15 protein-coding genes are annotated in these 11,488 nt (G+C 67.6%); 10 read left to right on the top strand and 5 right to left on the bottom strand.

The features are described from left to right. From E4L98_RS20630 to E4L98_RS20640, 3 genes are all read left to right on the top strand, one after another. Nucleotides 1–662 (top strand): SDR family NAD(P)-dependent oxidoreductase (locus E4L98_RS20630; RefSeq protein ID WP_135203420.1); only part of this gene is annotated, 662 nt, incomplete at its 5' end. Further along, the gene (locus tag E4L98_RS20635) at nucleotides 659–1,081 is read left to right on the top strand and encodes a nuclear transport factor 2 family protein (protein WP_135203421.1); all 423 of its coding nucleotides are present in this window, start codon (nucleotides 659–661) and stop codon (nucleotides 1,079–1,081) included. The genes E4L98_RS20630 and E4L98_RS20635, both read left to right, overlap by 4 nt. A gap of 23 nt (nucleotides 1,082–1,104) precedes the next feature. After that, on the top strand, nucleotides 1,105–1,314 hold the full coding sequence (locus E4L98_RS20640) for a hypervirulence associated TUDOR domain-containing protein (protein WP_135203422.1): 210 nt from the start codon (nucleotides 1,105–1,107) through the stop codon (nucleotides 1,312–1,314). Nucleotides 1,315–1,318: 4 nt separating this feature from the next. Here the strand turns inward: E4L98_RS20640 and E4L98_RS20645 are convergent, their stop codons facing one another. Together E4L98_RS20645 and E4L98_RS20650 are read right to left on the bottom strand one after the other, a co-directional pair. Continuing rightward, complete coding sequence (locus E4L98_RS20645) at nucleotides 1,319–1,624, bottom strand: hypothetical protein (RefSeq protein ID WP_135203423.1); 306 nt, start codon at nucleotides 1,622–1,624, stop codon at nucleotides 1,319–1,321. Between the two features lie 9 nt (nucleotides 1,625–1,633). After that, nucleotides 1,634–1,909: a hypothetical protein gene (locus E4L98_RS20650; RefSeq protein ID WP_135203424.1), complete on the bottom strand. Its 276-nt coding sequence runs from the start codon at nucleotides 1,907–1,909 to the stop codon at nucleotides 1,634–1,636. 209 nt (nucleotides 1,910–2,118) lie between these two features. Here E4L98_RS20650 and E4L98_RS20655 point away from each other — a divergent pair, with 209 nt between their 5' ends. Next, nucleotides 2,119–3,411: a GAF domain-containing sensor histidine kinase gene (locus E4L98_RS20655; protein ID WP_167761398.1), complete on the top strand. Its 1,293-nt coding sequence runs from the start codon at nucleotides 2,119–2,121 to the stop codon at nucleotides 3,409–3,411. Between the two features lie 69 nt (nucleotides 3,412–3,480). Next, nucleotides 3,481–4,875 (top strand): branched-chain amino acid transporter BcaP, encoded by a 1,395-nt coding sequence (gene bcaP, locus E4L98_RS20660; RefSeq protein ID WP_135203426.1) that lies wholly within the window; start codon nucleotides 3,481–3,483, stop codon nucleotides 4,873–4,875. On the opposite strand, the gene E4L98_RS20665 is transcribed toward bcaP, so the two are convergent. The 3 genes from E4L98_RS20665 to E4L98_RS20675 form a co-directional block, all read right to left on the bottom strand. Further along, on the bottom strand, nucleotides 4,872–5,732 hold the full coding sequence (locus E4L98_RS20665; protein WP_135203427.1) for an EamA family transporter: 861 nt from the start codon (nucleotides 5,730–5,732) through the stop codon (nucleotides 4,872–4,874). The genes bcaP and E4L98_RS20665 overlap by 4 nt on opposite strands. Next, nucleotides 5,702–6,229: a PAS domain-containing protein gene (locus E4L98_RS20670; RefSeq protein WP_135203428.1), complete on the bottom strand. Its 528-nt coding sequence runs from the start codon at nucleotides 6,227–6,229 to the stop codon at nucleotides 5,702–5,704. The genes E4L98_RS20665 and E4L98_RS20670 overlap by 31 nt, the downstream gene beginning before the upstream one ends. 208 nt (nucleotides 6,230–6,437) lie before the next feature. Then, the gene (locus E4L98_RS20675; protein ID WP_135203429.1) at nucleotides 6,438–6,689 is read right to left on the bottom strand and encodes a hypothetical protein; all 252 of its coding nucleotides are present in this window, start codon (nucleotides 6,687–6,689) and stop codon (nucleotides 6,438–6,440) included. Between the two features lie 168 nt (nucleotides 6,690–6,857). On the opposite strand from E4L98_RS20675, the gene E4L98_RS20680 reads away from it, so the two are divergent. The 5 genes from E4L98_RS20680 to E4L98_RS20700 form a co-directional block, all read left to right on the top strand. Beyond that, on the top strand, nucleotides 6,858–8,651 hold the full coding sequence (locus tag E4L98_RS20680) for a YbhB/YbcL family Raf kinase inhibitor-like protein (protein WP_135203430.1): 1,794 nt from the start codon (nucleotides 6,858–6,860) through the stop codon (nucleotides 8,649–8,651). 18 nt (nucleotides 8,652–8,669) lie between these two features. After that, nucleotides 8,670–9,704, top strand: coding sequence for an SDR family oxidoreductase (locus tag E4L98_RS20685; protein ID WP_135203431.1), 1,035 nt, complete (start codon nucleotides 8,670–8,672; stop codon nucleotides 9,702–9,704). A gap of 204 nt (nucleotides 9,705–9,908) precedes the next feature. After that, nucleotides 9,909–10,193, top strand: a complete 285-nt coding sequence (locus E4L98_RS20690) for a BufA1 family periplasmic bufferin-type metallophore (RefSeq protein ID WP_135203432.1) — start codon at nucleotides 9,909–9,911, stop codon at nucleotides 10,191–10,193. A gap of 15 nt (nucleotides 10,194–10,208) precedes the next feature. Continuing rightward, nucleotides 10,209–11,096, top strand: a complete 888-nt coding sequence (gene bufB, locus E4L98_RS20695; RefSeq protein WP_135203433.1) for an MNIO family bufferin maturase — start codon at nucleotides 10,209–10,211, stop codon at nucleotides 11,094–11,096. Further along, nucleotides 11,093–11,488, top strand: a 396-nt coding sequence (locus tag E4L98_RS20700; protein WP_135203434.1) for an HvfC/BufC N-terminal domain-containing protein, incomplete at its 3' end; no start/stop codon positions are given. The genes bufB and E4L98_RS20700, both read left to right, overlap by 4 nt.

Genomic DNA, 11,488 nt, shown 5'->3' on the forward strand with positions numbered 1-11,488 from the left:
GCGTGGCGCTTTCGGCGCGCCGCGCCGCGCCGTTGCAGGCCATCGCCGACCATCATCCGCGCGCGCTGGCGGCGCCGTTCGACATTCTCGACCAGCAGGCCTGGCGCGAGCGCCACGCGCAACTGTGCGCCCTGATGGGCGGCATCGACCTGATTGTCTTTTGCGCCGCCGATTACCGTCCCGAACGCAGCTGGGAAGTGCGGCCTGAGAGTGCCGCGCGCACCCTGGCCACCAATCTGGGCAGTGTCTATACCGGCCTGGCCACCGTGCTGCCGGCCATGCTGGCGCGCGGCAGCGGCGGCATTGCCATCGTCGCCAGCGTGGCCGGCTACCTGGGCTTGCCCAATGCCAGCGTGTATGGTCCCAGCAAGGCGGCCCTGATCAATCTGGCCGAACTGCTGTACGTGGATCTGCGGCCGCGCGGTCTGAGCGTCTACCTGATCAATCCCGGGTTCGTGCAAACGCCGCTGACCGCCAAGAACGACTTTGCCATGCCGGCCCTGCAGACGCCGCAGGCGGCGGCGCGCGCCATCCGGCGCGGGCTGACGGCAGGGCGTTTCGAAATACATTTTCCGCGCCGCTTCACGCTGGCGCTCAAGCTGCTGCGCTGGCTGCCCTATCGCCTGCGCTTTTCCCTGATTTCACGACTGGTACATTCATGAACACCGACTTGGACCGCCTGCTGGACTGGTATGCCACGCTGACACCGCACAGCATCGGCCGCGCCGCCGAATTCTATGCGCCGGACGCCCACTTCCGCGATCCGTTCAACGACGTGCGCGGGGTGGCCGCGATCCAGACGGTGCTGCGCCACATGTTCGAGCACACCGAGCGTCCGCGCTTCATCATCGGCGAGCGCCTGCTGCAGGGCCAACAAGGCTTCGCCACCTGGACCTTTGTCTGCACCCTGCGCGGCAAGGAATACCGGATCGCCGGCGGCTCGCACTTCCGCTTCGACGCCGATGGGCGGGCGGTGCTGCACCGCGACTACTGGGATGCGGCCGAAGAGCTGCTGCAAAAACTGCCGCTGTTCGGCGCGCCGATACGCTGGCTGCGGCGCCGCTTCCGCGCTACCATGTGACACCAACCACCACGGAGGCCATCATGCGGGACGAATTCAAGGCGGGCGACAGGGTGCAATGGCATGCATCGCAAGGCGTGGTACGGGGCACGGTCAAGCGCAAACTGACGGCCCGCACCCATATCAAGGGCCACGAGGTGGCAGCATCGGAAGAACACCCGGAATATCTGGTGGTCAGCGACCAGACGGGCGCCGAAGCCGCGCACAAGGCCGGCGCCCTGGAGCGGATCTGAGCCGCTACTTGCGAAAGCTGCACCGGCGCGCACTTTGCCGTACTGTGCGCCGCACACCGGTACCCTCGATGACATACTGCAGAAAGAATATGTCGAAGCGGTCCAGCAACTGCATGACTATCCGCGCGCGTTCCTTCATATCGCCGGGACGGGCCAACTGAATCATGGGTGTGTCCGGTCCCTGCAGGTGGCTGGCCACCTGCTCCACCACGTCCATCGAGTCCCAGACCGGAAATGGGGACCCGTCGGACAACACGATCGTTTCTTCAACCTGTGGGGAACGATTGAACGATACCCGGTAATACGCCATCCAGTCCTTTCACACGAACTCCTGGCGCGGCCGGCCCTGCGCGGAGGAAAGGCGGAACTTCTGGCGGCGGTCGCCCATCATGTCCTGCAGCTGGCGCATCGGCAGGCCGGTCACCTCGTGCATGCGGATCAGCAGCGAGGCGCCCACCGGCATGCGCATATGGCGCACCTTGCTGAGGATGGGCGGCGACACTTCCAGCGCGCGCGCCAGTGCGGCGTCGTTTTTTAGCTGCAGACGATAGGAAATATTATCGAGCAGATTGTTCGGATCATAGTGTTGTGGCACGGAACCTCCCTGATGGTTAAATACCTGAAAAACAAAGCCGAGTTTAGACCAGCGTCGACCAAATACATGCCATCTTTCAATCGTGCGGGGCTTTTTACAAAAATAATATTAATTTTGGACATTGTCGTGGACAACGGCGCAGGCCAGGCAGCGTACAATCCGGAGTGCCTTCACTCAATGGCCCGCGCCCGATAATGATCAAGCAGAACATGTCAGATTCCGCCGATATCACCGCCCAGCTGCACAGCCGCACCGGACGCGCACCGGATTACAAAAGCGAAAACGACGGCCTGTCCCGGCTCGCCGACACGCTGGCCGTGCGGCCCGACCACATCGCCCAGGAGCTGGCCGAGGTGGCGATGCGCCTGACCGGCGCCGACTCGGCCGGCATCAGCCTGGCGGAAACTTCCCATGGTCAGCATCAATTCCGCTGGGTGGCCACGGCCGGCGCGCTGGAGCGCTATCTGAACGGCACCATCCCCTACGACATCAGCCCGTGCGCGGTGGTGGTCGAGCGCGATGCGCCGCTGCTGCTGCGGCATCCCGACACGGTCTTTCACTACATCCGCCAGTTGCAGCTGCCGGTCGAGGAACTGTTGCTGGTGCCGTTCCACCACGACGGCCAGCCGGCCGGCACGGTCTGGGTGGTCAACCACGCGGCCGGCAAGATCTTCGACGCCGAGGATTTACGGGTGGTGCTCAGCCTGACACGCTTCGCCGCCATCGCCACCCAGGCGGTCGGCACCATGAACGGCCTGCGCGCGGAAAACCGCCAGCAGGAAGCCGCGCTGGCCACCAGCCGCGAGGAAGACCGGCGCAAGGATCACTTCCTGGCCACGCTGTCGCATGAAATCCGCAATCCGCTGTCGGCCATCGCCGGCGCCACCGAGCTGCTGTCGCTGCTGAACAAGGATGCCGACGCCCGCCACCGCCGCCCGATCGAGCGCATCGAGCGCCAGCTGGCGCAGTTGCGGGCGATGGTCGACGACCTGACCGACCTGGCCAGCATCAAGAGCGGCCACGTGACGCTGCACCGCCAGCCGCTGGTGCTGCAGGACATCGTCACCAAGGCGCTGGAGACCTGCCACGTCGGGCTGCAGGAAAAGCACCACCACCTGGCGGTGCACATGCCGCCCGAGCCGATCCGGCTGGAGGGCGACGGTTTCAAGCTGACCCAGGTGCTGATCAATCTGCTCAACAACGCCGTCAAGTACACGCCGCCGGCCGGCAACATCACGCTGGATGTGGCGCTGGCGCCCGCGCGGGTGACGCTGAAAGTCTGCGATTCCGGCATCGGTATCCCGGCCGAGCTGCTGCCGCGCGTGTTCGACATGTTCATGCAGGTGCCGCTGTCGGACCGGCCGCGCAACAGCGGGCTGGGCATCGGCCTGGCGCTGGTGTACCAGTTCGTCGGCCTGCACCAGGGCAGCATCAGCGCCCGCAGCGACGGCGCCGGCAAGGGCAGCTGCTTCACCGTCGAGCTGCCGCGCCACACAAATTAGCGCAGGTGCCCGCTGCTTCTGTATAGTTCAGCCTTTGCTTGATTTTTGGTTGAAATATTGGAGACGTCAGTGAGCATTTTCAGAACAAAAGATTTCGACGCCATGCTGGCCGGCAACGCCAAGCCGAGCGGGCTGCGCAAGGTGCTGGGACCGGTGGACCTGGTGCTGATGGGCATAGGCGCGATCGTCGGCACCGGCATCTTCGTGCTGACCGGCAGCGGCGCCTCGACCGCCGGCCCGGCCCTGGTGCTGTCCTTCGTGGTGGCGGCGTTCGCCTGCGGCTTCGCGGCGCTGTGCTACGCGGAATTCGCCTCGATCCTGCCGGTGGCCGGCGGCATCTATACCTACAGCTACGCCATCCTCGGCGAGCTGGTGGCGTGGATGATAGGCTGGGACCTGATCCTCGAATACGGCCTGGTCACGTCGGCGGTCTCGGTCGGCTGGTCCGGCTACTTTCAGTCACTGCTGGGCGGCTTCGGCCTGCACATTCCGGTGGCGCTGTCGGCGGCGCCGGGCGCGCTGCCCGGCGTGACCACCTTCTTCAACCTGCCGGCCTTCGTGATCATGATGGTGCTGACCATCATGCTGTCGCTGGGCGTGCGCGAATCGGCGCGCATCAACAACCTGATGGTGGTGGTGAAGATCGGCGTGGTGTTGCTGTTCATCCTGGTCGGCGCGCGCCACGTGTCGCCGCCGAACTGGCATCCGTTCATGCCGTACGGCGCCGGCGGGGTGATGAGCGCGGCGGCGCTGGTATTCTTCGCCTTCATCGGCTTCGACGCCGTGACCACCGCGGCGGAAGAAGTCAAGAATCCCAAGCGCGACTTGCCGATCGGCATCATCGGCTCGCTGGCGATCTGCACGATTCTGTACGTGGTGGTGTCGGCCATCATGACCGGCATCGTGCCGTTCGCCCAGTTCAAGGGCGTCGACCACCCGGTATCGCTGGCGCTGCAGTTTGCCGGCGAAAACTGGTTTGCCGGCTTCGTCGACCTCGGCGCCATCCTTGGCATGAGCACCGTGATCCTGGTGATGGCCTTCGGCCAGAGCCGGGTGCTGTACGCCATGTCGCGCGACGGCCTGCTGCCCAAGCGCCTGTCGGCGCTGAACGGCAACGGCACGCCGATCGTCGCCACCTGGCTGGTCGGCATCGTGTTCGGCCTGCTGGGCGCGCTGGTGCCGCTGGAGGTGCTGGGCGAGCTGGCCAACATCGGCACGCTGGCGGCATTCTGCCTGGTGTCGGTGGCGGTGATCGTGCTGCGCCGGCAGCGTCCCGACCTGAAGCGCGCATTCCGCTGCCCGGGCGTGCCGGTGATCCCGGCGCTGGCCATCCTGTTCTGCGGCGGGCTGATGGTGTTCCTCAGCGCCGTGACCTGGATCGCCTTCACCATCTGGCTGGCGATCGGCCTGGTGGTGTACTTCACCTATGCGCGCCACCACTCGCTGCTGAACCGTCCAGGCTAAGCCGCCTTGCGCGCCGACAGCGTCACCCAGGCGATGCCGGCGATCACGCCGGCGGCACACACGCTGCCGCCGGCGGACATGCGCTCCCCCAGCAACACCACGCCCAGCACCGCGCTCAGCACCGGCACGCACATCTGCACCGAGCCGCCGGCGATCGCCGTCAGCTGCGCTTTCAGGCGGTACCACAGCACGTAGGCCAGCGCCGACGTCACCGCGCCGGAAAACACCGCCCACAGCGCACCGCGCGCGTCCCACACCATGTGCGCCCGCGCCGCCAGCAGCAGCACGGCCACGATCGGCAGCGTGTGGATGAAGCTGCTGGCGGTGTGGCCGACCGGATCGTTGCAGCCGCGCCCCAGCAGCGAATAGCCGCCCCAGGCCACGCCGGCCAGCATCATCAGCGCCGCGCTGGCGGCCGAAAACGCGCCGCTGGCGATCGACGGATACAGGAACATGGCGAGACAGGCGATGGTCATGACGATGGCCGCCGGGCTGGCGCGCTCGCCGTGCCGGACACCGTAGGCCACCATCAGCAACTGGGCCGAGACGAACAGGATGATGGCGCCGGTGCCGGCCGCCAGCTGGCGGTAGGCAAACGAAAAGGCGATGGCGTACGCCGCCAGGCAGGCGGCCGAACACCAGATGCCGCGGTTGGCGCGGACGACCGCGCGACGCCGCAGCCGCACGATGGCCCACAGCATGGCGGCGCCGGCGGCCAGGCGGATGGCGGCAAAGCTGGCCGCATCGATGGCCGTGCTGCGCAGCGCCAGCCGGGTGATCAGCGAGTTGGCCGCGAAGCCCAGCATGGTGACGGCGGTTAAAACGATTAAAGCAGCAGCGGTCCTTCTGCCTTGCATTCGGGCGCTCCGGCGTTGACGGGGAATACTGCCAGTGTAGCGCAAGCGACCGCCATAACGTCGGGCGCCGCGGCGACGGCCGGACCGGTCTCGCGCAGCTTGTGCCCGGTCACGTCGCGCGCCAGCTGGATCACCTTGACCACCCTGCCGGCGTCGTCGAACACCGGATTGTACGATCCCTGCAGCCAGACGCGGCGGCCCGCACTGGTGACGCGCAGGTATTCGCCGGTGTCGGACTGGCCCCGCGCCAGGGCGCGCCACAGTTCGCCGTGGGAGGCCGACAGCGCATAGTCCGGGCAGCACAGCTGGCGGTGATCGCGGCCGGCCAGCTGCGCCATGCTGTAGCCCATCAGGTCGAGGAAATTCTGGTTGGCGTCGAGCAGGCGGCCGTCGGGGCTGAATTCAGCCAGGCCGTGGGTGCGGTCGATGGCGGCCAGCACGGCGATCGCGCGCTGCATGGCGGCGGCGGGCGCCACGGCGTCGGAAAGGTTGGTCATGTCGGTGGTCCTGTCTGCGCCCCGGTCGCACTGCGGCAGTGTGGAACTGCGAACATCCGGGGCAAACGGCGCGTGCTGGCGCTCAACTGGGCCGGCGGGCAACGGCGAGGCGCAACGGCTGGGAGGACTTCACTCTAGCATCGAAGTTGATTTAAGGCAAGTATTTCCGCCTGGTTGTGGCGCGGCCGCCGCGCCGGCGTGGCGCGAATCACGAGCGCGCGCTGGTGCGGCGGGTGGTCCGGCGCGAAGTGCTGCGCGCGCGGCTGCTCTTGCGGCGCGAGGCGGTGCGGCTGACCGGCTTGTGGTTGTATTTTTTGGTCTCGCCGTGCTCGGCGCGCTGCTTGTTGACGATGCGCGACGCCACCTCCTCTTCGCGGCCCTTGTAGCGGCCTTCCTTCTTGAACTTGCGTTCGAGCTTTTCGTACTCGCGTTCGCGCTTGGGGCTGGCTCCTCGTGGCATGATGGTCTCCTGGCTGGTGATAGTGCCCATCCTGCACCAGCGGCGCCGTTTGCTACGTTCGCTGTCTAACGGATGGGCAGAAGCCGCGTCTCGGTGATCTGCCGCACAGAGCCCTCGGCCGTGCGCGAACGACACTGAACTTTTCCCCTCACGCATCCTCCAATCGCCATGCGACTCTCCCCCTCTGTGACCGTGCCGGTGCTGATCGGCATCGCCGTTTGTCTCGGCAACACCACCCATGCGCAGCAGGGCGACGGCACCCGCGTCGCCATCGCCACCGCCATCGTCAAGCCGGACAAGGTCGCGGCCACGCCGGAGCGCATCGCCGCGATCAAGGCGCCGCCCGGCTTCAGCGTGACGGCGTTCGCCGCCGGTCTGAAGAACATCCGCGTGATCGCGGTGGCGCCGGACGGCGCCATCTACGTGAGCCGGCGCGACCAGGGCGATGTGCTGATGCTCAGGGACGCCGACGGCGACGGCCGCGCCGACGGCCCGCCGGTGACGGTCGCCAGCCGCGCCGGCGCGCACGGTCTGGCCATCCATGACGGCAAGCTGTATCTGGCCACGGTCAAGGAAGTATTCGTCGCCGACATCCGCAAGGATGGCACGCTGGCGCCGCTCAAGCTGATCATCGGCGACCTGCCGGACGCCGGCCAGCACGCCAACCGCACGCTGGCCTTCGGGCCGGACGGCATGCTGTACATCAGCGCCGGCTCGACCTGCAACGACTGCAACGAAAACAATCCGGAAAACGCCACGCTGCTGCGCGCCTCGCCGGACGGCAAGCAGCGCAGCATCTATGCCAGCGGCCTGCGCAACACCATCGGCTTCGGCTGGCAGCCGCGCACCGGCGAGCTGTGGGGCATGGACAACGGCATCGACTTCCTCGGCGACGACGAGCAGCAGGAGGAACTCAACAAGCTGGAACTGGGCAGGCAGTACGGCTGGCCGCACGTCTACGGCGCCGGCGCCATCTACCCGCAAAGCACGCCGGTGGGCGACATCGGCAAGCAGGAATGGAAGGACCACAGCGTACCCATGGTGCTGGGCTACACCGGCCACGCGGCGCCGATGCAGATGGTGTTCTACCGCGGCGCCGGCTTCCCGGCCGAGTACCAGGGCGACGCCTTCGTTACCATGCGCGGCTCATGGAACCGCAGTACGCCGTCGGGCTACGAGATCGTGCGGATCCGCTTTGCCGACGGCCAGGCCCGATCGATCGAGCCGTTCGTGACCGGCTTCCTGACCGATGGCGGCAAGACCCATATCGCCCGGCCGATGGGACTGGCGGTGGCCAGGGACGGCGCGCTGCTGATGGCCGACGACGCCAACGGCGTGTTGTACCGCATCGCCTACACCGGCAACGACAAGGCCGGCGCCGCGTTGCCGCCGCCGCCCGCCGGTCCGATGCAGCAGCAGGCGCAGCGCGGCAGCAACGTGCCGCTGGCGTTGACGCGCATCCAGGCCAGGGGCGGCGCCGGGCTGTCCGTGCACAGCGCCGCCTTCGCACCGAATGCGATGCTGGCGGCGAAATACAGCGAATACCAGGACGGCGTCGCGCCGCCGCTGGCATGGCAGGCGGTGAGCGGCGCCAGATCCTACGCCGTCATCCTGGAAGACCCGGATGCGCCGCAAAAGCCGTTCGTCCACTGGCTGGCCTGGAATATTCCGGCCGACGTCACCAGCCTGGCGGAAGGGCTGCAGGAACAGCCGCGCCTGACGCAGCCGGAAGGCGTGCTGCAGGGCCGCACCACGCGCGGCTCGATCGGCTATTACGGTCCACGGCCGCCGGTGGGCGATGCCGCGCACCACTATCACTTCCAGGTGTTCGCGCTGGATGCCGTGCTGCCGCTGGGCTGGGGCGCCGACCGCGACCAGCTGCTGCAGGCCATGCAAGGCCACGTGCTGGCCAAAGGCGAAATCGTCGGGCGGTATGCGCAGGCGCAGCCGCCATTGAAATAACCCTCGAGGAGAAAGCTCATGACCCGTTTGAAAAATCTTGGTGCGCAAGTCATCGTCATTACCGGCGCCACCAGCGGCATCGGTCTCACCACCGCGCGCATGGCCGCTTCCCGTGGCGCCAGCCTGGTGCTGGCCGCGCGCGACAGCGATGCGCTGGACAAGCTGGCCGACGAATTGCGCGCCGGCGGCGCGCAGGCGCTGGCCGTGCCCACCGACGTCGGCGTGCGCGAGCAGGTGGCGGCGCTGGGCCGCGCCGCCGTGCACCGCTTCGGCCGCATCGACACCTGGATCAACAACGCCGGCGTGTCGATCTTCGGCCGCAACCAGGACGTGCCGCTGGCCGACCAGGAGCAGCTGTTCCAGACCAACTTCTGGGGCGTGGTGCACGGCTCGCTGACGGCGCTGGAGCTGATGGCGGCCAACGGCGGCGCGCTCATCAACCTGGGCAGCGAGTTGTCCGACGTGGCGGTGCCGCTGCAGGGCATGTACTCGGCCTCCAAGCACGCGGTGAAGGGCTTCACCGATTCGCTGCGCATGGAAATCGAAAAGGACAAGGTGCCGATCTCGGTCACGCTGATCAAGCCGGCCGGCATCGACACCATGTTCGTGCCGCACGCCCGCAACTACATGAAGAACGAACCGGAACTGCCGGCGCCGCTGTACGCGCCGGAGCTGGTGGCGCAAGCGATCCTGCACGCGGCCGAGCATCCGCAGCGCGACATCTTTGTCGGCGGCGCCTCGAAGATGATTTCGCTCGAAGGCCGCAGCATGCCGCGCGTGCTGGACAAGTTCATGAACGCGATGATGTTCCGCCAGCAGCAGAAACCGCACCAGCGCTCGGCGCCGGACCGCAGCGATGCGCTGTACCAGCCCAACGACCTGGAGCTGCGGCAGCGCCAGGGCGGCCACACCAGCAAGGTGCACGAGAACTCGGCCTACACCTATCTGACCACGCGCGGCAAGCCATTGGCCCTGTCGCTTCTGGTCGGCGGCGCCCTGCTGGCGGCCTGGAAGCTGACCACGCCGCCAACCGGCGCGCGGCGGCAGCCATAAGCTGGAGCAGCGCGTGGCGCCCGGCGCGCAGGCCGGGCCGGCGGCCCGGATGCCTATTCGCTGCGGATGGCGATCCGGTTACAGCCGCCGCAAAAAATATATTGTGCGCTAGCCTGTAACCGCCGGCCGGCTTGCGGCGTACTAGCTAACGGACCTGCCGCACCGCGGCCGGCCGCTCAATCCATCCGATACAGGAGTACGCACATGAACGCACGTCATTTCGCCACCGCCACCTTCACCCTGGCCGCCCTCGCCGCCGGCGTCGCCATGGCCGAGGACAAGAAACCGGACATGGCCAAACCGGCCGCCGTCGAAAAATGCTACGGCGTTTCGCAGGCCGGCCAGAACGACTGCAAGGCCGGTGAAGGCACCAGCTGCGCCGGCACCGCCAAGGCCGATTACCAGGGCAACGCCTGGAAGAACGTCCCGGCCGGCACCTGCACCACGATCAAGACGCCGAAGGGCCACGGCTCGCTCAAGCCGTTCTAAGCCTCCGCGCCAGCCATGACCACGACACTGACCGCCGGTCTCGGCCTCAAGCCGCAGCATTTCGACCAGGCGCTGCGCTGCGACGCGCCGGGCATCTGGTACGAGGTCCATCCCGAAAACTACCTGGTCGCGGGCGGTCCGCGTCTGGCCTGGCTGGAAGCGGTGCGCGCCCGGCATCCGCTGTCGCTGCACGGTGTGTCGCTGTCGCTGGCCGCTGCGCAGGGGCCCGATCCGCAGCGGCTGCGCGCGCTGGCGGAACTGGTGCGGCGCGTCCAGCCGGCGCTGGTGTCGGAACACCTGGCGTGGTCGACATGGCGCGGCAGATACTATCCGGACCTGCTGCCGGTGCCGCGCACGCGGGCTACGCTGGACTGCATCGCCGCCAACATCGGCCGCCTGCAGGATGCCCTCGGGCGCCGCATCGCGATCGAAAATCCCAGTCATTATGTCAGTCTGCCGCATACCTGGGGCGAGACGGATTTCCTCGCCGAGCTGGCGCGGCGCAGCGGCTGCGGGCTGCTGGTCGACATCAACAATGCGCACGTCAGCGCGCACAATCTCGGCGACGACGCCGGCGCCTGGCTGGATGCGCTGCCGGCCGGCGCCATCATGGAAGTCCATCTGGCCGGCCATCGCCCCGATGCCGGCGGCCAGCTGCTGGTGGACAGCCACGATAGCGCGGTGGCGCCGGCAGTCTGGGCTCTTTTTCGGCGCCTGTGCGACCGCATCGGTCCCGTACCGACGCTGATCGAGCGCGATGGCGACATCCCGCCATTTGCCGAGCTGCTGCGCGAGCGTGAACAGGCCCACGCCATCCTCCTGAGCGACGGCAAGGGCATACGCGCGCTTCGCCCGCGGGCCATACCGCCGGGCGCCGATCGCGTGCTGCGGGAGACGGCATGAACGATCTGCGCGAACTGGCGGCTTACCAGGACGATTTCATCGCCGCGGTGTACGGCGCCGCGCCGCTGTCCGGCGTGCTGGCTGCCATCGCCGCACAGCCGGGCTTCGCGGTGTACCGCAACACCATCCTCAAGGGCTGCGCGGACAACCTCGCCGCCAACTTTCCGACCGTGCTACGGCTGGTGGGCGAACCGTGGTTCCACGCGGCCGCGCTGGATTATGCGCGCGCCGCGCCGCCGGTGGAGGTCAGCCTGATCGATTACGGCCATGACTTCCCCGCCTTCCTGGCCGCGTTGGCGCCGGCCGCCGAGCTGCCCTATCTGGCCGGCGTGGCGCAGCTGGACCGGCTGTGGCTCGCCGCCCACACGGCGGCCGACGCGCCGACGCTGGCC

The sequence above is a fragment of the Duganella callida genome, assembly GCF_004614165.1.
In the GTDB taxonomy this organism is placed as follows: Bacteria; Pseudomonadota; Gammaproteobacteria; order Burkholderiales; family Burkholderiaceae_D; genus Rugamonas; species Rugamonas callida.

Bases quoted from the DNA above. Each gene is read 5' to 3' on its own strand.
- E4L98_RS20655 (WP_167761398.1), top strand. From the start codon at position 2,119: ATGTCAGATTCCGCCGATATCACCGCCCAGCTGCACAGCCGCACCGGA.
- E4L98_RS20685 (WP_135203431.1), top strand. From the start codon at position 8,670: ATGACCCGTTTGAAAAATCTTGGTGCGCAAGTCATCGTCATTACCGGC.
- bufB (WP_135203433.1), top strand. From the start codon at position 10,209: ATGACCACGACACTGACCGCCGGTCTCGGCCTCAAGCCGCAGCATTTC.
- E4L98_RS20640 (WP_135203422.1), top strand. From the start codon at position 1,105: ATGCGGGACGAATTCAAGGCGGGCGACAGGGTGCAATGGCATGCATCG.
- E4L98_RS20690 (WP_135203432.1), top strand. From the start codon at position 9,909: ATGAACGCACGTCATTTCGCCACCGCCACCTTCACCCTGGCCGCCCTC.
- E4L98_RS20665 (WP_135203427.1), bottom strand. From the start codon at position 5,732: ATGCAAGGCAGAAGGACCGCTGCTGCTTTAATCGTTTTAACCGCCGTC.
- E4L98_RS20670 (WP_135203428.1), bottom strand. From the start codon at position 6,229: ATGACCAACCTTTCCGACGCCGTGGCGCCCGCCGCCGCCATGCAGCGC.
- E4L98_RS20675 (WP_135203429.1), bottom strand. From the start codon at position 6,689: ATGCCACGAGGAGCCAGCCCCAAGCGCGAACGCGAGTACGAAAAGCTC.
- E4L98_RS20680 (WP_135203430.1), top strand. From the start codon at position 6,858: ATGCGACTCTCCCCCTCTGTGACCGTGCCGGTGCTGATCGGCATCGCC.
- E4L98_RS20645 (WP_135203423.1), bottom strand. From the start codon at position 1,624: ATGGCGTATTACCGGGTATCGTTCAATCGTTCCCCACAGGTTGAAGAA.
- E4L98_RS20635 (WP_135203421.1), top strand. From the start codon at position 659: ATGAACACCGACTTGGACCGCCTGCTGGACTGGTATGCCACGCTGACA.